The following is a 22,898-nucleotide window of genomic DNA, read 5'->3' as shown; positions in this document are numbered from 1 at the left end:
CGCTCCCCGGCGGGTCCCATCCATCGTGTCATGCCCCGCACCGGCCCCGATCCGTCCTCCCCAGCGGCGAACGCGCTACCGGGCCATCGGCGGGCGTAGCCTGGACGCATGACCTCCGTCGACAGCACCCGCATCACGATGTTCGGCGCCGACTGGTGCCGCGACTGCCGCCGCACCAAGGCCCAGCTCGACGACCTCGGCGTCGACTACGCCTACATCGACCTCGAGGCCGAGCCGGCCGCGGCCGACGTGGCGAAGGACATCTCCGGTCGCACGAACATCCCCGTGGTGGTCTACCCCGACGCGACCCACCACGTCGAGCCCAGCAACGCGGACGTCGAGGCGAAGCTGCGCGAGCTCCACCTCATCTGACGACGGGCACGGAGCCCACACCTCTGCCATCGCACAGCGGGACACGGCACAATGGTCGTGTGGTCCGAGCCCGGGTGGCGGACCCGGGGAGCATGAGGGAGCGGACGTGGCGGAGACGCTGAGCCAGGAGAGCGGACCTTCGGAGGGCGTCGAGCCCGCGCACGCGCACACCGCCGTCGCGTGCCCCGTGTGCTTCACGGAGTTGCAGGAGGACCGCAACTGGTGGCGCGCCCGGCCCGTGGGCGCCCGACTGGTGGGGCTCGTCGTCGCGCGCGACGACATGCCCTCCGTGGTCCAGCAGCGGGAGGACCTCACGCGGTTCGGCGTCCCGATCGAGGGCTTCCGGCACCCCGCGCCCGAGACCCTCGAGTCCTGGGAGCGGCGCCTGACACGCCTGTTCGAGACCCTCAAGCCGGGCGACGTGCTCGTCGTGACGAGCGTGCGGGCCCTGGGACGCGACATCGACGAAGGCACGCGCACGATCACCGCGCTGTCGCGCCGCGGCGTCGTCGTGAAGGTGCTGTCCCACGGGGCTCCGCACCTGCGCGCACCCGCGGACTGACCGCCCCCTCCGGGGACGTCAGTCCGGCGCGCAGATCGTGACGGGCTGATCCGTGTACCGGCCGTTCTGCCGCACGAGCGTCACGTCGATGCACACCCGCTCCGCATCGGCCGGGATCGTCACCGACGTCTCCTCGGTCGTCTCCACCGCCTCGGCGCCGTCGATCCGGTTGCGCTGCCACAGGTAGTAGTCGCCGGGCTGCGGATCCGGATTGCCCCAGGTGAACACGACCTGGTCGCCCTGCACCACGCCCGTCCCGTCGGTGACGCGCGGCACCGGGTCCCCGCGGGGATCCTGCGGTGCGACGACCGGCGGCTCGCTCGGCGCCGGCTCGGGCTCGAGCAGCCCCGGCGCGGAGAGCGCCGCGACGGCGACCGCGCCGGCCACGACCACGCCCGCGGCGACCAGCCACGGCCACCGGCGCCTCCGCTCGGCGACCGCGGCGCCCCCGTCCCCGGCCGCGCGGGGCTCCGGCGCGGCGGGGGCGGCGTCGGGCACGGGCGCGCTCCACGGCTCCGCGGGCGCGGGCCGCGCGGCCGGCGCGGCGGCCGAGGCCGGCGGACGCAGGATCGTGGCGTCGTCGATCGGGTCGGCGGGGCGCGGGTCGCGCAGGATCGTGACGTCGTCGATCTGCCCGGGCCGGCCGTCGGACGGGCGCGGCGCGGACGGCGCGAAGGCACGGTGCGCCGCGATCTCGCCCGCTCGAGCCCCGGGCACCTCCTCGGTCGTCGCCGAGGGTCGCGTCGCGGTGTCGCCGGGGGCGATGTTGGTCACGCTCCGCACCCGCGTGAGACCGCCGTCGTCGTCCTCCGGCAGGTCGTCGAGAGGCCGGTCGTCGAGGATGTCGACCGGCGTCACCGAGTGCGCGAGCTCGATCTGCACCTTCTGCAGCGCCCGCGCGAAGGTCACGGCGCTCGGGTATCGCTCCGCCGGGTCCTTGGCCATCGCGCGGCGCAGCACCGCCTGCAGCGACTCGGGGATGTCCGGGCGGTCGATCGCGGGCAGCGGCATGCGCTCGATGCGCTCGATCAGCTCGGCGCTGCCGTTGCGCTCGCCCGGGAGCTCGAACGGCGAGCGGCCCGCGAGCAGCGTGTAGACGGTCGCGCCGAGCTGATACACGTCGGTGCGCGGCCCGCTCTGCGGCACCTCGGCGAAGGCCTCGGGCGGCGACCACGGGATGGACATCCCGGTGCTCCCGCCCGCACCGTGCGACGTGGACGCGATGCCGAAGTCCGTCAGCGCGGGGCGGTTGTACTCCGTGACGAGGATGTTGGCGGGTTTGATGTCGCGATGGAGCACGCCCGCGCGGTGGGCCGTCTCCACCGCGGCGGCGACGGGAATGCCGACGCGCAGCGCCTCGGCGACCGAGAAGGGCTCGCGCCGATAGCGCACCTGCAGGTTGGGGCGCGGGCAGTACTCCATCACGAGGTACGGTCGGCCGTCCGAGGCGACGCCCGCCTGGTAGATCGTGACGATGGCGGGATGCGTCGACAGCATCGCCATGACGTTCGCCTCGGCCGAGAACTGCTCCGCCGATCCGGAGATGCGGTCGGGAAGCAGCACCTTGACCGCGACGCGGCGGCGCGGGAGCTCCTGCTCGTAGAGGTAGACGTCGGCGAAGCCGCCCGAGCCCAGCAGCTCGAGCGGGGTCAGGCCGGGCAGGGCCGGCGGCGGCGCGGGGGGCCGCCTCTGGTTCACGGCAGCTCCTCGAACGCGACCGTGACGTCGTCGCCGAGGTCGATCACGTCGCCCGTCACGACCACGGTCTGCTCGCCGGGATGCAGCCGCACGGGATCGGCGCCGCCCCGCAGCAGCGTCGTGCCGTTCGTGGTGTGCAGGTCCGTGACCACGACGGTGTGCCCGTCCGAGGAGATCTCCACGTGGTTGCGCGAGATGTCGTTCTGGGGGCTCTCGACCGCCAGCAGGCGCGGCAGCTCCGCGCCGGTGGTGCGCGACGAGCGCGGCCGGCGGCCGATGACGACGGGGCGGTCCAGCTCGGCGACCTCGCCCGTCGACAGGCGGATGCGCCCGTAGGTCCTCGGAGGAGCAGCCGGTGACTCGGGGGCCCAGATGGCCGGCTCGTGCGCGACGGCGATCGTCGCCCCGTCGTGGTCGCCCGCGCGGGCGGCGGCGAGCTGGGCGGCCGAGATGGTCGCGCCGTCGTGATCTCCCTGCGGCTCCTCCTCGGATCCCCCGAGCGCGTCGTCTCGCGCGGCGGAATCCGCCGCGTGCTCGCCCCGGGTCCGCCGCGGCGGCACGACGATCGTCTCGGCGAACGCGTCGTCGCCCTCCCCCGCGTCGTCGGGCAGCAGCGTGTCACCCGGCACGTGGTCCGCGTCGGCGGGGTCGACCTCGAAGAAGACCGCGCGCACGCTGCGGGCGAGCACGGCGCCCGAGGCGATCGGCAGCTCCGATGTCGTCGCCGGTGCCGCAGCGGCGGGCCGGACGAGCACCGACAGCGCATCCTCGAAGCGCCGCCCCGTCGGGTCCGAGCCGCCCTCGTCGCTCAGCACGACGGAGCCGGAGATCGTCTCGATCTCCAGTCGGAGATCCCCGCGCACGGCGGCGCGGACGTCCTCGCCCTCGGCGACGGCCACCGCGAAGGGGGGCGGCGTCTCGGAGTCGCCGAACGCCTGCCGCACGGCGTCGATCACCGCCTCGACGCCCTCGCCGTCGTCGAGCGCCTGCCACACGTCGTCGATCCGGTCCTGCGGCAGCCCGTTCTCCAGCACCGCGATCCCGGTCTCGGCGACGATCGCGAGCATCCCGCCCGGCTCGTACGTCACGCGCATCAGCGTCTCCCTCCCACCGTCTCGCGCGGCAGCGTGTCCGAGTCGGCGTCGGACCCGGTGCCCTCCGGGGCGCCACCGCCACGCCGCGCGACCGCGACCGCATCGACGACGATCGCGGTCACGTTGTCGCGTCCGCCGCGCATCACCGCCTCCTGCACGAGCCGCGTGGCAGCGGCCTGAGGATGGGACTCGACCAGCAGGATCGCCTGGATCCGCTCGGCGGGAAGCTCCCCCGGCAGCCCGTCCGAGCAGACGAGAATGCGGTCGCCCGCCGCGGCCGGGATCATCCAGAAGTCCGCCTCGGCCGCGCTGCCGGCGCCGAGAGCGCGCGTGATGACGTTGCGCCGGCGATCCCGCGCCGCGTCCTCGGGGGTGAGCTCACCCCGGTCGAGCATCTCCTGGACGATGGAGTGGTCCACGCTGATCTGCTCCAGCACGCCGCCCGCGAACCGATAGGTGCGCGAGTCGCCCACGTTGAGGGCGAGCCAGTACCCCTCGCCTGCGACCTCGGCGATCACGACCCCGCTGAGGGTCGTCCCGGCCCCCGCTGCGGCGCCCTGGGACAGGCCGTCGACGTCGGCGCGCGCCCGGGCGAGGGCCTCGCGCACGTCCTCGATGCCGAGGCTCGCCCGACCGGCGAAACCCTCGAACGCCGCGATCGCGGTCGCCGCCGCGACCTCCCCGCGGTCGTGCCCTCCCATCCCGTCCGCCACGAGGAAGACGGGCGGCACCGACAGGAATGCGTCCTCGTTGAGCGGTCGCCGCAGCCCGGCGTCCGTCGCGGCGCCGCTCATGGCGACGATGGGGCACGTCATCTGCCCGCTCCGAACGTCGCGATGCGCTCGCCCATCTCGAGCGCGTCGCCCGAGCGCAGCACGACGGGCCGACCGGGAGGCGCCGTGATGCGCTCGCCCGAGCGCACGATCACGACGCCGTTGGTCGAGTGGCGGTCCACGAGCACGGCGCCCTCCTCGGTGAGGTCGATCTCGAAGTGGGTCTTGGACAACGAGAGCGTCTCGTCGCGCACCGCGACGCTGGCGGCGCCCTCCTCGTCGACCGGGTTGCGGCCGAACAGCGTCCGGGCCGACACCGCGTGCCGCGTGCCGTCGTCCCACTCGAGCTGCACGGTCCGGCGCGCGGTGACGCGGGTCTCGTCGAGGTCCGGCTCGTCCCGCCGCACGATGATGGTGTCGTCGACGAGGTCGTCGTCGCTCGGCGCCGCGGGGGCGGGCGCCACGGGCGCGGCGGGCGCCACGGGCGCGGCGGGCGGCACGGGCGCCGCGGGCGCCACGGGGGCCACCGGGTCCGCGGGGGCCGCCGCGGGCGCGGCCGGGGCGCTCTCGGATCGAGGCCCCGGCTGATCCGGTCGCTCCTGCGTGATGCCGGGCACGAACGCGATGAGGTCCGCGCCGTCGCGGGAAGGATCGCCCGCGTTGGCCGCAGCGGGCGCTGCCGTCGAGGGCGACGACGCTGGGGTGGGCGACGCGGGGGGCGCGGAGACCGTGGTGCTCTCGGGCACCGCGGGCGCCGCGGGAACGACCGGAGCCGCCGACTGCTCGCCGGACGAGGGCGCGGCCGGCCACGCGGGCGGAGCCGGACGGGGCGGGACGGCGATCGACGGGGACGGGGCGGACGGGTGCGGCGGCACGTGCGACGGCACAGCGCCCGCGGGCGGCGACGCCAGACCCGGATAGGCCGGCGGCGGGACGGCGGCGGAGGGCGCGAACGCCTCGCGCGTCTGCTCGGCGCTCGCGGCGCGCTCGTCGCGCATGAACGCGTTCGCGACACGGTCGTGCCATCCCTGTCGGCGGCGGGAGCCGTCGAACAGCACGGAGAAATAGCCCACGACGATGGCGGCGGCCAGCCCCCAGACGATGTTGCGCAGCAGCGCGCGTCCGAAACCGAGCGCCTGCCCGCCGTCGATGCGCACGAGTCGCAGTCGCATGAGGCGCATGCCGATCGAGCCCGCGCCAGCCTGCATGGCGGTGTAGACGAGCGCCCAGGCCAGCAGGGTCACGAAGATCAGGACGCCCGCAACCAGCAGGCCGAGCCCGCCGATGGACTCCATGAGCAGGGCCCCGACGAGGGCGCCCAGCGCGCAGAGGAGCGCGACGACGATCGCATCGATCGCGTACGCGGCCACGCGGCGGCCCACGGCCGCCGGCTCGCCGGGAAGCTGCTCGCCAGGGAGCTGCGCGGCGGGAGCGGTTCCGGGCTGTCCCGAGGCGTACGGGGCAGGCTGCGGGAAGACGCCGGTCTGCGGTGCGACGGCGGGAGGCGGAGTCCCCGCACCCGGGTAGGGGTTCGGTGTCGTCATGTCGGTTCTCCCTTCCCGTCGCGCGCAGCCGTCCTCCGCGCGTCGCGAGACGCGGGCCTGCCGCCGCGGCGGGCGGCGACGGGCTCCGTCACGGCTCGGCGCAGTCCGGCCGTGGCGGCGCCCTGCAGCTGCGTGCGCCTCTGTGCCACGGACTCTCGCAGGTCACGCGTGCGCGTGGCAAGCCTCGACCCCGCGATCAGCGTGCGCACGTTGAGCCGCGCCCGCAGCCGCGCCCAGAACGACGCCTTGCGCGTCATCCCGCCCACGATCTGGTCCACCTCGTTCCAGAACGCGTCGATCTCGGTGGGCGACGGATCGCCCGGGCCGAAGACGCCCGCGTCGGCGCGCACGGCGAGCGCCGTGATGCGCGGCTCCTCGATCGCGTCTCGGAGGCGCAGCGACTGCTCGTAGCGCGTGGCGCCCACCGGAACGGTGCGCCCGAAATCGGCCGCGCGATCCATCAGCTCGTCCCAGCCGCCGCTGAGCCGGTCGGCCGGAGCGGGGGCCTCGCGCCGCTTGCGCCGACGCGCGGCCTTCAGCCCGCCGATGATCACGAACGGCGCGAGCAGGAGCAGGATCGTCCCGAGCCCGATACCGCCCACCGCGAGCAGGAGGCCCAGGAACGCCGGCAGCGGCTCGGCCTCGTCCTCCGTCTCGCGCTCGTCCGGCACGAGCGGCGGCTCGTCGGCTTCCTCCTTGGGCGGCGGCGGGGGCTGCAGGGGCATGGGCTGGGGATCGGCCTGCGGCTGCGTCGTCTGGTCCTTGGGGTCCTTGTCCTCGTCGGGCGTCGGGTCGAACGCGACCCAGCCCGCGTCGCGGAACGGCACCTCCACCCACGCGTGCAGGTTGTCGCCCGTCGCGACGAGCTCGCTGCCCGTTCGCTCATCCGAGTGGAAGCCCATCACGACGCGGGCGGGGATGCCGACCTCGTGGGCCATGAGTGCCATGAGCACGGCGTACTGCTCGTCGTCGCCGACCATCTGGTCGCCGCCCGTCAGCATCGCGATGCGCGCCGAGCCGTGTCCCGAGGGCGAGAACTCGCCGTCCTGACCGTGGCTGAAGAAGCCGGACTCGACGAGGTAGGTCGCCAGCGCCTGCACCTTCTCGACCGGCGTCGAGGCCTCGGCGTTGGAGATCGCGTCGGCCGCGAGCTCTGCGATGCCGTTCGGCACCGAGCGCGGCTGCGGCACGTCGACGGGAGCGAACACGTCCTCGGCGAGGACGGCGTCGCTCGGCTCCGGAGGCAGCACCGCCTGCAGCGTGTAGGCGTCTCCCTCGCGCAGCCCGGGGGTCACGACCCCGGTCCCCGTCGCGGGGTTGTAGTACGTGCCCCGGCGCAGCTCGTCCGCGCGCGGCCCGTCGTAGGTGAGCGCGTCGATGCGGCCCACGCCGGGAAGCCAGACGTCGTCGTACCCCTGCACCACGACCCGGAGCTCGACGGACTCCCCCTCGGCGTCCGCCGCCATGTTCGACCGCAGCGGGGTGAACGCGCTCGACGCGTCGGAGACGTTGTACACGACACCCGAGTAGGCGTCCATGGCGCCCAGCCGCACGCGCGCGCCCTCGGGCAGACCCGAGACGGTGAAGAGCGGCTCCTCGGCGAACTTCTCGACGTACAGCCGGAAGCTCTGCAGGGGGCTGGGGTAGTCGCGGATGTCGAAGGGCGGGATGATCACGTCGCGGAGCACGTACCTCACCTCGTTGGCGGGTGCGAGCAGCGTCGATGCGGCGCCGACCGCGGCGGCGACGCCGAGCACTCCCGCCGCGGTGGCGATGCGGCGGAGCAGGTGAGCGCGGTCGGCGGCCGGGGCGTCGTCGGTCCCCACCGCAATGGCGCTGCGCGCGGGCGCCCACGCGTCCCGCACGGCGAGCCACACGATCGCGACCACGGCGAGCAGGACGCCCTGGACGATCGGCACGGCGGGCTCGGACGTTCCGAGGGCGATCTGCAGGGCGAGGCACGCGACGGCCGGCACGAGCGCCCAGGCCGCGGGCATGACGCGGAGGGCGAGGCTGGCGGCGAGCGTGCCGAGCACCAGCACCAGGAGGAACGGCACCAGCAGATGGCCGTCCTCCGGCGCGACGGGAGCGACCGTCGTCAGCAGCGACTTCCACGACTGCACGGCACCGGCCGCGAGGCGCCGGAACGTCTCGACCGTCGGGATGACGCCGCCGATCGCGGTGTGCGGCAGCGCCAGCGGCCCGCCGAGGACGAAGTAGGCGGCGACGACGGAGGCCGCGAGCGTGAGCACGCCCCAGCCGCGGCGCGCGCCGAGCGCGGCAAGGCCCAGAGCGACGGCGAGTCCCCCGATTCCCGGCAGCAGCACGATGGGCCCGTCGAACGTGGGCCAGAACCCGATGACCGGTACGAGCAGCAGGAGCGCGACGGCCCCGAGATCGAGGGCCCAGCGGCGCGCGTCGAGGGGCGTACGGGCGCGACGCGTCGCTCGCCGTCGCGGGGCGGGCGCCGGGGGCGAGGCCTCGGCCGAAACCGGGGGTGTCATCGTGGCGGTCATGCGAGCACCCTCCGCAGTGAGGGGGGCAGGTCCTCGAGCGTGCCGATCGTGATCACGTCGGCCTCGCCGATACGGCGCATGCCCGCCTCCTGCCCCGTGGCGGCGATCACCGCGAGGGTGCGCACACCGACGGGCAACCGGGAGAAGGCCGCGCGGAGCTGCGTCGCGCCGATCCGGCTGCCCCCGACGAGCACGACCACGCTCGCGGCCGGCGCCGCGGCCGCGATGGAGCCCGCCAGCTCGCCCACAGCCCCGTCGCGGGGACGCGAGTGCTCGACCCCGGAGAGCGCGTCGAGCAGGTGCCGGGGCGTCTCAGTTCGCAGCTTGCCCCGCTGCGCGCGGACCTCGACCCGGTGGGAGTCGCGCAGCGCGCGCAGCCCCATCGACCCGACCGCCGAGATCGCCAGCTCGAACTCCTCCTCGTCGGCGTACTCGCCCGGGTGCGTCGTGAGGCCGATGACGAAGTGCGAGCGGCGCGTCTGCTCGTACGTGCGCACCATGAGCGTGCCGGTGCGGGCGGTCGAGCGCCAGTGGACGTGGCGGAGGTCGTCCCCCGGCTGATACTCCGACAGGGCGTGGAACGCGATGTCGTCGCGAGCCAGCTCCCGCGAGGTCATGCCCTCGAGATCGCGCACGAAGCCGAGCGACTGGCCGTCGAACCGCACCGTGCGAGGGTGCACGTACAGGTCGACCGGCTCGTCTCGACTGTCGACGCGCTCGAACAGCCCCAGCGGATCGCCCCGGACGATGCTCACGGGGCCCACCGGAAGCACGGCGCGCCGCGCGGTGGGGATCGCGAAGAGCTCCTCCGCCTGCTCGCCGGGAGCCAGGCGCCGGATCCCGAACACGCCGCGGCCCGTGCCGACGGGGAGCACGACGCGCGAGGGCAGGATCGTCCGGCTCCCCGAGTTGGAGAGCGTCAGCGCGCCCACCGCGCGCTCACCCACCACGACCCGCGTGCGCGTGAGGTCGAGCGAGACGTCATAGGCCGTGCGGCCGATGAGGAACAACAGGCACAGCAGCACGACCACCGTGATCACGACGGCCGCGACCGTGACCTCCCACCAGCCGAGCCGCGGACCGCTGAGCCACAGCACGGTCGCGAAGCCGATGAGCACCCAGCCGATCGGCCGGACGACCTTGGTCGCGGCGCGCAGCCGCGCCGCGGCCCGCGTGAGCAGGTACAGCGCGACCTGTCGCCAGCTCGCCTGTGCGGGCGCGGCCGGAGCGGGCTCTGAGGAAGCGGTCATGGATGCCGATCGAACGGGTCTCGGCGTCAGGAGACGGTACGGGCCTGCGGCGCGTCGACCTTGTCGAGCACGCGCGAGATGACGGTCTCGGGCGTGGTGCCCACGAACTCGGCCTCGGGATCCATGACGAGACGGTGAGCCCACACCGGCTGGGCGAGAGCCTTGATGTCGTCGGGGATGACGTAGTGGCGCCCCTGCGCCGCCGCCCAGACCTTCGCAAGCCGCACCATCGCGATCGCACCGCGCACCGAGACGCCCAGGCGCGTGTCCTTGTCCTCGCGCGTCCGCTCAGCGAGCTCGGCGGCGTAGCGCAGCACGGCGGGCTCGACGTGCGCGGTGGCGGCGAGATCGGCCATGTCCGCGACCGCGCTGGTCGTGATGATCGCCTTCAGGTTGGCGGAGGGGTTGCGCTCGGCCGAGCCGGCGAGGATGCGCTCCGTCACCTCGAGCGTCGGATACCCGATCGTCGTCTTGATCAGGAAGCGGTCGAGCTGAGCCTCGGGCAGCTTGTAGGTGCCGGCCTGCTCGATGGGGTTCTGCGTCGCGATGACGAGGAACGGGCGGCCCACCTCGTGCGGCGCGCCGTCCACCGTGACGCGCGACTCCTCCATGACCTCCAGCAGCGCCGACTGCGTCTTGGGCGAGGCGCGGTTGATCTCGTCGGCCAGCACGATCGAGGCGAACACCGGCCCGCGGTGGAACTCGAACGTGTGGGACTGCTGATCGTAGATCGTCACGCCGGTCACGTCGCTGGGAAGCAGATCCGGCGTGAACTGGATGCGGTTCGACGTGCCCTGGACGGTCGCCGCGAGGGCCTTCGCGAGGCTCGTCTTGCCCGTGCCCGGCGCGTCCTCGAGCAGCACGTGGCCCTCGGCGAGCATGGCCGCGAGCACGAGGCCCACGACCTCGCGCTTGCCCATGAGCGCCTGGTCCACGTTGTCGACCAGGCGCGTGAAGGTGCCGTGGAACCAGGTCGCCTGCTCGGGGGTCATCGTCATGTGGTCATCATCCTTGTCGAGTCGGGAGGTGCGGCGCGGCGGAGCCGGTCACTGCCGCCACTCCCACCAGGGGGTCCAGAAGTCGATGCCGTTGGGACCGGCGATGTGCAGGCGCACCCGGTTCCCGCCGTAACCGTAGAAGCAGTTCATCCGCTGGCTTCCCTGCCCCGAGAGGCGCCCGTTCCATGCGCTGAAGCCGTTCGCATCGCTGTCCTGGTCGAAGCACGTCACCCGGTAGTTGCCGGTGGGGAAGTGCTGGTAGTTCAGCTGCATGTAGTAGCAGTTGCCGGTGCTGCACCCCGACACCCGGCCGGTTCTGTCGCCGGAGTTGCTGACGGTCGCGGCGGGTGCGGGCGGCGGAACCGTCCGCTGGGAAGCGGAGGCCGTCACGGTCTGCCCCGCGGTGTCCGTCACCCTCACCTCGATCCGACCCTCGGTGTCGTGGCCGTACCCGCGGGTCGTCGACCCGTTGGCGGAGACGCCCTGCCACCCGCCTCCGCCGGAGAACCGTACCTCGACCGAGCGGATCTCCCGCCCGTTGCCGGAGTTGCGGGCGTCCCACCGGAACTCGATCTGCGTGCCGTCGCCCACGCGCGAGGCGCGGACCTCCGGCGCGCGCATCGGGCCGTAGGACGTCGCGGAGTTCGACGGGGCGGACGCGTCGCTGCGATAGGTCGCGCCGTCTGCGGTCGTCACGGCGCGGATGCGCACGGTCGAGGCGGTGCCGTTGTTGCCGTTGATCTGGCCCGACCCGTTGCCGCCGCTGGCCCAGTTGCCGCTCCAGTCGCCGCCGTTGACCGAGTACTCGTACCTGACCTGGTCCGCCCGCGCGCCGTTGAGAGATCCGGGGGTCCACGTCACGTGGATGCGGCTGTCGGCCTGGGGCGTGGATGCCGAGACCCTGGTCGGAGCGCCGGGCACGCCGAACGCCTGGCGCGGCGCGGACGGCGCGCTGTGCGCGCCCCAGCCGGCCTTGTTGTGCGCCCTCACGCGGAAGGTGTAGTCGCTGGAGTCGGCCGGCACGGCGACGGTCTGCGTCCTCGTTCCGGGCTGCACCTCGAGCGTCTGCTTGACGGATCCGCCGCTGAGGACATCCAGCTCGTACAGGTTGATCGGGTCGCCGTTCGCCGCCGGCGCGTTCCACGACACCCGGAGCTGGGCCTCCGTCCCCACGGGTTCGAGGCGCTCCGTGGTCGGCTGGGCAGGCGCGTCGGGCGGGGCCGCGGGCACGTTCGCCACCGACCAGCCGCTCCAGCTGGAGGGGTCGGGAGCGGCGTTGTGTGCACGCACGCGGAACTGGTACGACTCGCCGTTGCGCAGACCGTCCCACCACAGCGACGTGCCGGTCACCTCGGTCTTCGTGGCGATGCCGTTCGGCGGCGCGGGCGAGATCTCGACCGTGTACGACGACACGGGCGATCCCGCCGTGTTCGGCTCGACCCACGTGACCTGCAGGCGTCCGTCGCCGAAGTCGGGTGAGCGCGGCGGCACGGGGGTGTCGGGGCGGACATCGGGACGCGCGGTCTCGCTGGGCAGCGACCCCTGCGACTCGCCCACCCGGTTGATCGCCACGACGACGAAGTTGTACTCGACGTTGTTGGTCAGGCCCGTCAGGGTGCAGGTCGTCGCGGGGCAGGTGGTCTCGTAGTCGCCGTTCGTCGACCGCACGGCGTACTCGGTGATGCGCGCGCCGTTGTCGGCGGGCGGCGTCCACGACATCGTCACGCGTCGGTCCTGCACGCTCGTGACGACCGGTCTGCCGGGGCGATCCGGCACGCCCTGGACCGTCACGAAGATCCGGCCCTCCACCATGCGGTCCTCGTCGCCCGTGGCATCGGCGATGCGGTAGCGCGCGACGACGCGGCCGTGGAACGTGCTCGCCGGCGTGATCTCCACCCGGTCGCCGGCCACCCGCACGTCCGCGTCACCGGTCTCCGCCGTCGCCGAGACCACTTCGAGCGGCTGCCCGGGGAACGGGTTGACGTCGTTCTCCAGCACGGCGAGCGACAGCGTCTCGCCCTGGTTCCACTCGTCGACGCGGTCGTCGGTGGCGACGGGCAGCTGCCGCGTCGAGGACGTGACGGTCACGTGCACGGCCCCGGTCACGGGATCCGTCTCCCCGTCGGACACCCGGATCTGCAGGGCCGCCGTCGCGCCCCTCTGATCGGGATCCGCCGTCACGCTGAGCGTGGAGTCGTTGACGATCTGGGCCTGCATGCCCGACGGTACGCCGCCCGCGATCTCGAACTGCAGGGGGTCGTCGTCGATGTCGGTCGCGAGCGCGGCGAGATCGACCGTGGCCGGCTCCTCGTCGCCGGCGCCGACCGTGAGCTCGGCGTCGACGAACACGGGCGGCTCGTTGGCCGGCGGACGCACCGTGATGGGCAGCGAGAGCGTGGCCGTGCGGCCGTCCGGGTCGTCGGGGCCGGTGCCGTCCGTCACCTCGAACGTGATGGCATCGCTGCCGAAGTAGCGGTCGGCCGACGTGTACACGAGCGTGTGCGCGTCCACGACGAGCGAGTCGCCGTTGCCGTGCGCGGCGACGACCTTCGCCTCCTCGGTGATGCGCACCTGCTTGCCGCTCGCCACGCGGACGTACTCATCGAGCGGCAGCTCGCGCGTCTCGCCGCTGTCGACGACGACGGGCTCGGTGCTGATCAGCGTGGGACGCAGGTCCTCCGTGCCGGGCACGTGGATGAAGGCGGTCGCGCTCTGGTCGTCCTCGTCGGTGATCGTGTACGCGATGAGACGACGCCGCTCCTCGATGCCGACCCGCACGACGCCGTCCGCGAGCAGCTGGGCGCTGTCGTCGGGCTCGAGCTCGATCGTCAGCGCCTCGACCGTGCCGTCCGGATCCTCGTCGTTCGCGAGCAGCTCGACCTCGGCGGTCAGGTCGTCCTGGATCGACTCGACCAGCACGCGGTCGTCGCGCGCGATCGGGGCCTGCAGCGGCACGTCCTCGTCCACCGAGATCTGCACGACGCCCTGCGCCTGCGCGCCGCGGCTGTCCTCGATCGTGTACTGCAGCGACGTCTCCATCGGCCGGTCCGGCGACGTGATGACCACGCGGTTGCCGAGCACCTCCGCTTCCAGGCCGTCGACGTCGGGCAGGATGAGCCCGTCGGGCACGAGGCCGATGCGGTCGCCGTCCGGGTCGGAGTCGTTGTTGAGCACCGGCACCGCGACGACCCGGCCCGGGCGCATCGCCACGTTGTCCCGGACGGCGTAGGGCGCCTGGTTGCGCGTGGTGGCCGGCGCGATGCCGATCCGCACGGTGGCCGTGCCCTCGGCCCCGAGGCGGTCGCGGACGCGGTACACGAACGTGTCGACGCCCTTGGCGTCCGCGAACGCCTCGTAGACGAAGCGGTCGGCCCCGGTCTCCACGATCTTCCCCTTGCCGGGTGCCGAGGCCAGCCCGACGAGCTCGACCGAGTCGCCGTCCGCGTCGATCCCGTCCAGCGGCACGAGGATCGTGGTGGTGGAGGAGGCCAGCGCGCGGGCGGTGAGGTCGCGGGGCCGCGGCGCGGCGTTGTTGCCCTCCTCGATCGGCAGGACGTCGATCGTGATGAAGCCGGCGTCGCGCTGGCCCGTGCTGTCGACGACCTCGTACGTCGCGTAGTGGGTGCCGGGCTCGGAATCCGCCCGGAACCGGACCGTGTTCTGCGACACGAAGATCTGCCCCGCGGAGGGGTCCGGCGTCTCGACCAGCTCGGGCGCGACGTGGATCTCGTCGTCGTTCGGGTGGTAGTCGTTGTCCAGCACGGGGATCGTCACGACATCGCCCACGCGGACGACGGCGGTGTCGTCGTTCGCGACCGGCGGGCGCAGGGTCTCCGCGGCCGGCACGGGGATCACGATGACCTCGCCCTCGGCGCCCTGGACGCCGTTCGAGATCCGGTACGTGATCGTGGTCTGCTCGCTCAGCACCGCCCGGTCCGAGATCCGCAACGTCTCGTGGCCGAGCACGGAGACCGAAAGCCCGCTCGACGGATCGGCCGTCACGGACTGCACGACGAGCACGCCGCCGCCCGGGTCGGAGTCGTTGTTGAGCACGTTCACGAGCACCTCGCCGCCCGCCGGCAGCAGCGCCACGTCGCGCACGGCGACGGGCGGCAGGTCGCTCGACGTCGGCTTGACGACGTCGACGCGCACGAGGCCCGGCACGGCGTTGGGCCCGGTCGACGCGAGGTACTGGACGTAGTAGGTGCCCTCGGTGCCCGACTCGAACGTGAAGGTCTTGGCGGCGAAGTCCGCCACGATCGTCGCGCCCTGGACCTCGTCGACGCGCGTGAGCCGCAGCGGCTCGGCGCTCGCGCTGATGTCGTTGGCGAGCGGGGATACGGTCACCTGCTCGCCCACGCGCGTGACGACGTGGTCGGCGGTCGTGATCGGGGGCGTCGTGCCGGGCGGACGCACGTCGAGCTTCAGCACGCCCGCCGTGCTCGTCCGGCCGTCCGACACCGCGATGGGCACGTCGAGCGGACCCTGGGAGCCGGAGATCGCGCGGTAGGTGATGCGTCCGTCCGCCGTGAAGTCGGCCTCGTCGCCCTCGGGAGGGTAGACCGCCTCCAGGTAGATGTTGTCGCCGTCCGGGTCGATCCAGTCGGGCAGGACGTTGTACGTGACGGTGCCGCCGGTCTCGACGGGGATCGTGAGCTGCCGGTTCTGCCGCGGGCCGGCGTTGCGGCTGTCGGGATGGACGTCGAGCGTGACGGTGGCGCGGTCGGTGCCGCCGCGTCCGTCGTCGACCTGGTAGACGAAGGAGTCGGATCCGCTCGCCCCGGAGGGCACGACGATCTGCAGGGCCGTTCCGTTGTGGATGAGCTGCACGTCGCCGAGGCTCGGGGAGCCGTCGGGCAGGGTGACCGTGAGGACGTCGCCGTCCGGATCGCTGTCGTTGTCGAGCACGGGGAGGACGGTGGTCTGGCCCGCCCGGACCCCGAACCGGTCGGCGTTCGCGATGGGGGGCGTGTTCTCCTCCCCGCGGTCCGGCGGGCTCGGGTCGGGGACCTGGACCGTCGTCGGATCCGGGTTCTCGACGCCGTCGCCCTCGGGCGGCGTCAGGTCGTCCCAGTTGTCGACCTTCTGGAGCAGGTCGCTCGCGAGCCACGCCGCGCCGCTCAGCACGTTGTTGAGCATGACGACGTCCCGGTTCACGCGGAAGCGCAGCTCCCCCTCCACGTCGTAGTCCGCGATGGGCATCGCGAGGTCGTGCTGCTCGCCGATGCAGTCGCGCACGAACCAGCCGGCGTGCATCCACGCGCCGTACGCGCAGCCGTCGAGCCATACGGGCTCGGTCGGCAGCCCCTCGGGTCCGTCCGTCGGCGTGACGTCGATCGCTGACCCGTCGAGGGGCACGCGCAGCAGCTCGCCGCGGGTCGCGACGATGACGGAGTCCGACTCCGCCGCGTCGAGGGCCAGGCGCGCGTCCTCCGCGTCCGGCAGCTCGATCGTCGGGCCGCCGGCGACCACGAGGGTCCCGGTCTGCGCGTCGAGCACGACCGGCACCGAGCCGACGGAGGTGATCGTGACGTCCGACGTCTCGCCGATGCCCTCGACCGCCCGCTCGCGCGGATCCTCGGGCTCGCCCTCGCGCGTGACCGGGACGGTGTAGACCATGGCGTCCCGCACGGACACCGCGTGCACCGTCCCGTCGCGGCCGACCGTGACCGCGGCGCCCTCCCCCAGCTCCAGGACGGGCTCGGCCTCGGCGGGCGAGAACGCCGTGATCCCCGCCAGCGGCACGACGTACAGCGCGCCCTCCCGGGGATCCAGCACCGCCACGGTCTCGCGCGCATAGTCGACGACCGCGCCGGGCGGCAGCTCCGTGCGGTTGCCGAGCGTGACGGCCGCGGGATCGATGAGGGCGAGGGAGTTGTCCCCCCGGTCCTGCACGAGCACCCGGTCGCCGTCCTGGAGGACGTCGTAGTCCATGCTCGAGACGATCAGCCGCCCGTCGAGCAGCTGCGATCGGCTGTTGAAGTGGCCGACGAACTGCTGGTCGGCCTTGGTGATCCAGACCGACCCGTCGTGCAGGTCGACCTCCGTGGTCGGGTTCCCCTCGTACGCGACGGCCATCGTCGTGACCCCGATCGCGGCTGCGGTCACGATCGCAGCGCCGGCGAGCGTGCGAGGACGCCCACTCAGCCACGACATCGCCTTCATCGGACTGGGCCTCCCCCTGGCGGCTCGGGTTCCTGCGTCCGCACGGCACGGGTCGGCGGCCTCGTGCACGTAGCGGTGTCTTCAGGTTATCCCGGATGGCGGCGTTCTCCCGACCGGGGGCACGGGCACCTCTCCCCGGGTCCCGCGCTCGCGCCGCAGCAGGACCGGATCAGCGCGAGGCGGGCTTCTTCTCCTTGGGCGGCCGCTGCCCGCGGGCCTCGAGGTCGGCGTAGTGCGCGGCGGCCTCGTCCTGACGTGCCTGCTCGGCACCCGACGCGATGGGGGCGCGCACGTGCTCCGGCTCGTAGCCGAAGGCGTCCACGAGGTCCTGCGCGTGGGGCCGCAGGCGACGGCAGAGGCGGTCGATGTAGCGGGTCACGGCCATCGCCCGCTGGTGGGAGAGCCGCCCGTGCAGGAGGTACCACGACAGGTGCTTCTCGATCAGGCCCAGGCCGAACAGGTCCCGCAGCCAGCCGAGGATCTGGGCGGTGTCCTCGTCCTCGATACCGGCCACCGCGTCGGCGAACGCCTCCCACTGCAGCAGTTCGCCGTGGGCGCGGGCGGCGTCCAGCAGGGCCGTCTGGTTCTCGTTGAACAGCTCCGCCGCCGCCTCCGGTGCCAGCTTCGTCGCGGGCCGGAGCCGGCCGGCGACGTCGGCGACCATCTGCTGCACACGGTCGGTCAGCAGCTCGTGCTGGTCCTTGGCACGCAGCCCGAGCTCCACGGAGCGGGCGGTGGATCCGAAGTCCGCGACCGCCTGGCCGAGCTGGCGCAGGCCGGCGCCGTGGAACACCTTGCCCGCCGTCTGCCCGACGACGAACGCGGCGATCTCCTTGGGATCCTTGCCCTTGAACTGCTTGGCGTAGTCGCCCAGGAGGCGCTTCCCCACCAGCTGCAGGAGCACGTTGTTGTCGCCCTCGAACGTGACGTACACGTCGAGATCCTGGCGCAGCGTGACCAGACGGTTCTCGGCGAGGTAGCCGGCACCCCCGCACGCCTCGCGCGCCTCCTGGATCGTGTCGAGCGCGTGCCAGGTCGACAGGGGCTTCAGCGCCGCGGCCAGGGTCTCGAGGTCCTCGCGGTTCTGATCCGTGTCGGCCTCGCCGCCGAAGACCGCGTCGAACTTGCAGAGCAGCTCGTCGTGGGCGAAGGCCTGCGCGTACGTCGTCGCGACGCGCGGCAGCAGCCGGCGCTGGTGCTTCCCGTAGTCGAGCAGCACCGTCTCGGCGCCCGAGGCGCCCGCGAACTGGCGCCGCTGGTTGCCGTAGGTGACGGCGATCTTGAGCGCGAGAGCCGCGCCCCACGTGGCGGCACCGTCGAGCGACACGCGGCCCTGGACGAGCGCGCCCAGCATCGTGAAGAACCGGCGGCCGGGACTCGCGATCGGGCTGCTGTAGGTGCCGTCCGCGGCCACGTCGCCGTAGCGGTTGAGCAGGTTCTCACGCGGCACGCGCACGTGGTCGAAGTGCAGCCGCCCGTTGTCCACGCCGTTGAGGCCGCCCTTCACGCCGTCGTCCTCGCCGCCGATGCCGGGCAGGAACTCGCCGTCCTCATCCCGCAGCGGCACGTAGAAGCAGTGCACGCCGTAGTTGACCCCGCCCGTGATGAGCTGCGCGAAGACGGTCGCGGCGCGCCCGTGCACCGCCGCGTTGCCCAGGTAGTCCTTCCACGCGCCCCGGAAGGGCGTGTGGATCACGAACTCCTCCGTCTCGGGGTCGTACGTCGCGGTCGTGCCGATGGCGGCGACGTCCGAGCCGTGACCGGTCTCGGTCATCGCGAAGGCCCCCGGGATCTTCAGCTCGATCACGTCGCGCAGCCACTTGTCGTGGTGCTTCTTCGTGCCGAGCTGGTAGATCGCCGAACCGAACAGGCCCCACTGCACACCGGCCTTGATCTGAAGGCTGGGGTCGGCGAGCACGAGCTCCTCGAAGCTCGCCAGGTTGCCGCCGTTGTTGTTCTCCCCGCCGTACTCGACGGGGAACGCCCGCGCGATCGAGTTGTGGGCCACGAGCTTGCGCAGCTGCTGGAAGACGCGCTCGCGGTGCTCGTGGTGGGTGAGCCCGTCCTCTCGCCACAGCGCGGGGTCCTTGAGCATCGCGCGCGACGTGCGTCGCACGTCGGCCCATGTGCCGAGCAGCTTGTCGGTGACGAGCGGCACGTCGATCCGGGGGGCGCCGGCCTCGGGTCGCGGGCCGGAAGCGGGCTCGGCGGGGACGTCCTGGGGGCGAACAGCGGTGTCTGCCATGGCTGCCTCTCACGGGAATCGGGCACGGTTGTGTCGCTCCCACCGTAGGTCCCCGACAAGCCGGGGCGAAGCACCTTGTCCGGGGGCCACAGGAATCCGTGCGCCCCGGGCGCCCGTGGATTGTACGGGCGCCACAGGGCGACGGTCCCGCGCACCCAGCCGAAAGTGTCTGTCGCGGGGGGATTCCGCCGAGGGATCAGCGGCGCCCGGCGCCCGCGAGCGCGCGGGCCTCCTTCTTCTCACGCGCCGGCCGATGCGCGGGCGCCTCGTCGTCCGAGCTCGGCGGCGGCGCCTGTGCGTCTGCGTCGCGTCCCGCGCGGCGCCAGGCGTCGCGTACGGCCCGGCCCATCTTCTGCCAGGTGACGTCGCGGACGAAGATGGCATCGATCGCGACCATGGCGAGCGAGAACCACGGCAGCCCCATCAGCACGCCGATCGACACGTGGAATCCGAGGATCCCGACGAGCGCGATCACGCGCGTGAAGCGATGCAGCAGCATGAAGGGGAACGACATCTGCAGCAGGATGGACCCCCACGACGCGAGGACCACCGCGGGCGCCCACGCCGTCACGAGATCGCTCAGGAACGGCCAGGTGCCGAACTTCGCGACCTGCAACGGGGCGTAGACGGCGATCCCCTCGGCCCAGGGATCGCCACCGGCCTTGTACAGCGCGCCGGCCGCATAGATGAAGCTCACCTGCGCCGTGAGGATCACGAGGACCAGGTTGTGCGCGGTGTTACCGAGCCAGGCCGGGAGCAGCCTCTCGCCCTGCCACGTGCGGACGAACCGCGAGCGCGAGGACGGGCGGCGGTCTCGTCGCCGCGCATCGAGCGAGAGCCGGCCGGCAGAGTCGGCGAACATCAGCCAGAACAGGCAGATGCGATACGCGTTGTCGCCCTGGTCCCCCGACGCGTCGTTCAGCTCGATGAGCCCGATCCACAGCACGAGGAAGATCGGCAGCACGATGCGGGTGCGCCATCCCAGGATCAGGAGCGCGGCGAGCGCCGCGACCAGCAGATAGTAGAACGTGAAGGCCATGAGGTCGCCCGCCAGCGCGCGCCCGAGCCCGAACAGCCAGATGTCGGGGAACGCGCTCTTCGGGGTCTCGTGCTCGCCGTTCCAGAACGACGCCGGCCCGTACAGGTAGGAGCGCGCCGTGAAGTTCGACAGCAGCAGCCCCAGGCCCGTGAAGCCCAGGATGATCCGCATGACGGCGATGCCGTATCGCGCGTGCTTGGCCTCGGTCAGCCAGGTCTCGCAGAACGCCAGGATACGGCCGACGAGGGCGATGCCGCCCGCCAGCAGCGTGCGGATGGACAGGAGGAGGAAGCGTCCCGCACGGGCGGCGACGGCGCCGGCCCGCTGCATCAGCACACCTCCTTCGGCGCGGAGCAGAAGAAGTCGCGGAACTGCGAGCGCGACTGGCCCTCGTTCTCGGCCAGGCCCCGCCATCCCGTCTCCCGCACGACCGCGGCGGGCCGCTCGGCGTCCGGGTCGTTGCGCTGCTCGAACGGCACGACCGGCTCGCGACTGACCTGGAACTGCACGCGCGTGACGTCCTCGCCCCAGACCGCGAAGGCGACCTGGGTGGCGTACGCGGCCACGACGCGCTCGGCCGACAGGTACGCGGCCGGGTCGTCCCCCGCGTCCGCGAGCGCCTGCTCGAGACGGCCGTACCAGTCGTCCTTGAAGTAGTTGAGCTCGACGATCTCCTTCTGACCGTCGCTGAGCCGGCCGTGCGCGGAGTAGAGGGCACTGGCGGCCGAGACGGCGATGCCGGCCGCGCGCGGGGGCGTCAGGTTGTAGCGCGAATAGGACAGCTCGACGTCCGTGGCGCGCACCCAGTCGGTCTCGACGAGTTCGCCCCCGTCGTCGACCAGCGCCCGCACATCGAGGTGGTAGTCGGCGTTGATCGGGCTGGGCGCGAACACGCTCCAGCTCTGGCCGAACATCGGCAGCATGTAGGAACGCAACGCGTCCCCGGGGATCGCGTCCCGCGCGGGTGACGCCGGTGCCACCCACAGGAACGTGGCGAGGATATGCCAGGCGGCGAACGCCGCCATTCCCGCGACGACGATGCGTCGGAGGGACTTGCTCTTGGTCTTCATGAGCCCTTCATCGTCGGGTCTTGCGTCCGCTTACGGGACGCGCCACTGGCGACCCGGGGTCCCCCGGGCCGCCAGTGGCTTCACGAACGCTCGGCGTTCGCGTCACTCATGGGAGTGCTCTCGCTCTCCCGTGTGCTCAGTCCGTCGCCTGAGACGTGACGGGCTTGCGCCGCGTCGCGATCAGGAGCAGGGAGCCGAGCGCGAGCAGCAGCACCGAGATCGGCACCACGGTCGCAGCGGCGTCGCCGCCCGTCGCGGCGAGACCGCCGCCTCCGGTTGCGTACACCTGGAAGGTGGCGTCGACGCTGCCGGAGACATCCCCGACCAGCTCGACACGGTGCTCACCGACCGAGATGTCGGACGCGATCGTCCACGTGAACGTCACCTCGCCCTGGGCGTTCGCGACCTGCGTGCCGAGCGCCTGCGGCGTCGAGTACAGCGTCGCGGTGACCGTCTCGCCCGGCTGGAAGCCGAAGCCGTAGGCGATCTGCTGCTGACCGTGCGTGCGACGCTCGTGCTCGAGCTCGATCCAGATGCCGCTGCCGTCCGCGCTGCCGTCGGCCGTGGCATCAGCAGTCGCATCCGCGGTCGCGTCAGCCGTAGCGTCCGCAGTCGCGTCAGCCGTGGCGTCAGCAGTCGCATCAGCCGTAGCGTCAGCAGTCGCATCAGCCGTAGCGTCAGCAGTCGCGTCAGCCGTAGCGTCCGCGGTCGCATCAGCCGTGGCATCCGCCGTAGCGTCAGCGGTCGCATCAGCCGTGGCATCCGCCGTAGCGTCAGCGGTCGCATCCGCAGTCGCGTCAGCCGTGGCGTCAGCCGTAGCATCCGCAGTCGCATCAGCCGTCGCGTCCGCAGTCGCGTCAGCCGTAGCATCCGCAGTCGCATCAGCCGTAGCATCCGCAGTCGCATCCGCGGTCGCATCAGCCGTAGCATCCGCAGTCGCATCCGCGGTCGCGTCAGCCGTAGCGTCCGCAGTCGCGTCAGCCGTGGCGTCAGCCGTAGCATCCGCGGTCGCATCAGCCGTGGCGTCAGCAGTCGCATCCGCGGTCGCATCAGCCGTAGCGTCCGCAGTCGCGTCAGCCGTAGCGTCGGCAGTCGCATCCGCAGTCGCGTCAGCAGTCGCATCCGCAGTCGCATCAGCCGTAGCGTCCGCAGTTGCGTCAGCCGTAGCGTCCGCAGTTGCGTCAGCCGTAGCGTCAGCGGTCGCATCCGCCGTAGCGTCCGCCGTCGCATCCGCCGTAGCATCCGCGGTCGCATCCGCAGTCGCGTCAGCCGTAGCGTCAGCAGTCGCATCAGCCGTAGCGTCAGCGGTCGCATCCGCCGTAGCGTCCGCCGTCGCATCCGCCGTAGCATCCGCCGTAGCGTCCGCAGTCGCGTCGGCCGTAGCATCCGCGGTCGCGTCCGCCTCGACGACGGTGAAGTCGTCGGTGGCGACGTCCGCGCCGACCGCCGGGTCGGTCGCGACGAGCGTGAACTCGCCCGGCTCGACATCCGCCGGCAGCGGGAACGTCGTACCCGCGGGGATCCCACCCTCGGGCGTCGTCGTCACCGGAACCACGACCGGGTCGCCGTTCT

At 72.8% G+C, this 22,898-nt stretch carries 14 protein-coding genes; 2 read left to right on the top strand and 12 right to left on the bottom strand.

Annotation, left to right across the window (positions count from 1 at the left end):
* Positions 1-108: 108 nt before the first annotated feature.
* Both IEX37_RS15135 and IEX37_RS15130 read left to right on the top strand, forming a co-directional pair.
* Positions 109-372 carry a glutaredoxin family protein gene (locus tag IEX37_RS15135; RefSeq protein ID WP_188757208.1) on the top strand — a complete coding sequence of 88 codons (264 nt, stop codon included), beginning with the start codon at positions 109-111 and terminating at the stop codon, positions 370-372.
* Between the two features lie 106 nt (positions 373-478).
* Positions 479-934, top strand: coding sequence for a recombinase family protein (locus tag IEX37_RS15130; RefSeq protein ID WP_188757207.1), 456 nt, complete (start codon positions 479-481; stop codon positions 932-934).
* 18 nt (positions 935-952) lie between these two features.
* Here IEX37_RS15130 and IEX37_RS15125 read toward each other — a convergent pair whose 3' ends face one another.
* The 12 genes from IEX37_RS15125 to IEX37_RS15070 all read right to left on the bottom strand — a co-directional run.
* Positions 953-2,632 (bottom strand): serine/threonine-protein kinase, encoded by a 1,680-nt coding sequence (locus IEX37_RS15125; protein ID WP_188757206.1) that lies wholly within the window; start codon positions 2,630-2,632, stop codon positions 953-955.
* Positions 2,629-3,726, bottom strand: coding sequence for an FHA domain-containing protein (locus IEX37_RS15120; RefSeq protein ID WP_188757205.1), 1,098 nt, complete (start codon positions 3,724-3,726; stop codon positions 2,629-2,631). Before IEX37_RS15120 ends, IEX37_RS15125 begins: the two co-directional genes overlap by 4 nt.
* Positions 3,726-4,541, bottom strand: a complete 816-nt coding sequence (locus IEX37_RS15115; protein WP_188757204.1) for a PP2C family protein-serine/threonine phosphatase — start codon at positions 4,539-4,541, stop codon at positions 3,726-3,728. Before IEX37_RS15115 ends, IEX37_RS15120 begins: the two co-directional genes overlap by 1 nt.
* The gene (locus IEX37_RS15110) at positions 4,538-6,043 is read right to left on the bottom strand and encodes an RDD family protein (RefSeq protein WP_188757203.1); all 1,506 of its coding nucleotides are present in this window, start codon (positions 6,041-6,043) and stop codon (positions 4,538-4,540) included. Before IEX37_RS15110 ends, IEX37_RS15115 begins: the two co-directional genes overlap by 4 nt.
* Positions 6,040-8,559, bottom strand: a complete 2,520-nt coding sequence (locus tag IEX37_RS15105; protein ID WP_229663308.1) for a transglutaminase-like domain-containing protein — start codon at positions 8,557-8,559, stop codon at positions 6,040-6,042. The genes IEX37_RS15110 and IEX37_RS15105 overlap by 4 nt, the downstream gene beginning before the upstream one ends.
* Positions 8,556-9,809 carry a DUF58 domain-containing protein gene (locus tag IEX37_RS15100; protein ID WP_188757202.1) on the bottom strand — a complete coding sequence of 418 codons (1,254 nt, stop codon included), beginning with the start codon at positions 9,807-9,809 and terminating at the stop codon, positions 8,556-8,558. Before IEX37_RS15100 ends, IEX37_RS15105 begins: the two co-directional genes overlap by 4 nt.
* A 26-nt stretch (positions 9,810-9,835) precedes the next feature.
* Entirely contained in the window at positions 9,836-10,807 is a 972-nt protein-coding gene (locus IEX37_RS15095) for an AAA family ATPase (RefSeq protein WP_188757201.1), read from the bottom strand.
* Positions 10,808-10,855: 48 nt separating this feature from the next.
* A complete protein-coding gene (locus tag IEX37_RS15090) occupies positions 10,856-16,963 on the bottom strand; it encodes an Ig-like domain-containing protein (protein ID WP_188757200.1) in 6,108 nt (2,035 codons plus the stop codon).
* Positions 16,964-17,141: 178 nt separating this feature from the next.
* Positions 17,142-19,217 (bottom strand): acyl-CoA dehydrogenase family protein, encoded by a 2,076-nt coding sequence (locus IEX37_RS15085; protein WP_188757199.1) that lies wholly within the window; start codon positions 19,215-19,217, stop codon positions 17,142-17,144.
* Between the two features lie 196 nt (positions 19,218-19,413).
* The gene (locus IEX37_RS15080; RefSeq protein ID WP_229663307.1) at positions 19,414-20,586 is read right to left on the bottom strand and encodes an HTTM domain-containing protein; all 1,173 of its coding nucleotides are present in this window, start codon (positions 20,584-20,586) and stop codon (positions 19,414-19,416) included.
* Positions 20,586-21,326, bottom strand: a complete 741-nt coding sequence (locus tag IEX37_RS15075; protein ID WP_188757198.1) for a DUF5819 family protein — start codon at positions 21,324-21,326, stop codon at positions 20,586-20,588. Before IEX37_RS15075 ends, IEX37_RS15080 begins: the two co-directional genes overlap by 1 nt.
* Before the next feature lie 136 nt (positions 21,327-21,462).
* Positions 21,463-22,898, bottom strand: a 1,436-nt coding sequence (locus IEX37_RS15070; RefSeq protein ID WP_373286274.1) for a hypothetical protein, incomplete at its 5' end; no start/stop codon positions are given.

Source organism: Microbacterium album (genome assembly GCF_014643695.1).
GTDB classification, from domain to species: Bacteria; Actinomycetota; Actinomycetes; order Actinomycetales; family Microbacteriaceae; genus Microbacterium; species Microbacterium album.
The sequence above is the reverse complement of the archived record's forward strand: the minus strand, read 5'-3'. Positions and strand labels throughout refer to the sequence as shown.

Bases quoted from the DNA above. Each gene is read 5' to 3' on its own strand.
- IEX37_RS15135 (WP_188757208.1), top strand. From the start codon at position 109: ATGACCTCCGTCGACAGCACCCGCATCACGATGTTCGGCGCCGACTGG.
- IEX37_RS15120 (WP_188757205.1), bottom strand. From the start codon at position 3,726: ATGCGCGTGACGTACGAGCCGGGCGGGATGCTCGCGATCGTCGCCGAG.
- IEX37_RS15115 (WP_188757204.1), bottom strand. From the start codon at position 4,541: ATGACGTGCCCCATCGTCGCCATGAGCGGCGCCGCGACGGACGCCGGG.
- IEX37_RS15110 (WP_188757203.1), bottom strand. From the start codon at position 6,043: ATGACGACACCGAACCCCTACCCGGGTGCGGGGACTCCGCCTCCCGCC.
- IEX37_RS15105 (WP_229663308.1), bottom strand. From the start codon at position 8,559: ATGACCGCCACGATGACACCCCCGGTTTCGGCCGAGGCCTCGCCCCCG.
- IEX37_RS15100 (WP_188757202.1), bottom strand. From the start codon at position 9,809: ATGACCGCTTCCTCAGAGCCCGCTCCGGCCGCGCCCGCACAGGCGAGC.
- IEX37_RS15095 (WP_188757201.1), bottom strand. From the start codon at position 10,807: ATGACGATGACCCCCGAGCAGGCGACCTGGTTCCACGGCACCTTCACG.
- IEX37_RS15090 (WP_188757200.1), bottom strand. From the start codon at position 16,963: ATGTCGTGGCTGAGTGGGCGTCCTCGCACGCTCGCCGGCGCTGCGATC.
- IEX37_RS15085 (WP_188757199.1), bottom strand. From the start codon at position 19,217: ATGGCAGACACCGCTGTTCGCCCCCAGGACGTCCCCGCCGAGCCCGCT.
- IEX37_RS15080 (WP_229663307.1), bottom strand. From the start codon at position 20,586: ATGCAGCGGGCCGGCGCCGTCGCCGCCCGTGCGGGACGCTTCCTCCTC.
- IEX37_RS15075 (WP_188757198.1), bottom strand. From the start codon at position 21,326: ATGAAGACCAAGAGCAAGTCCCTCCGACGCATCGTCGTCGCGGGAATG.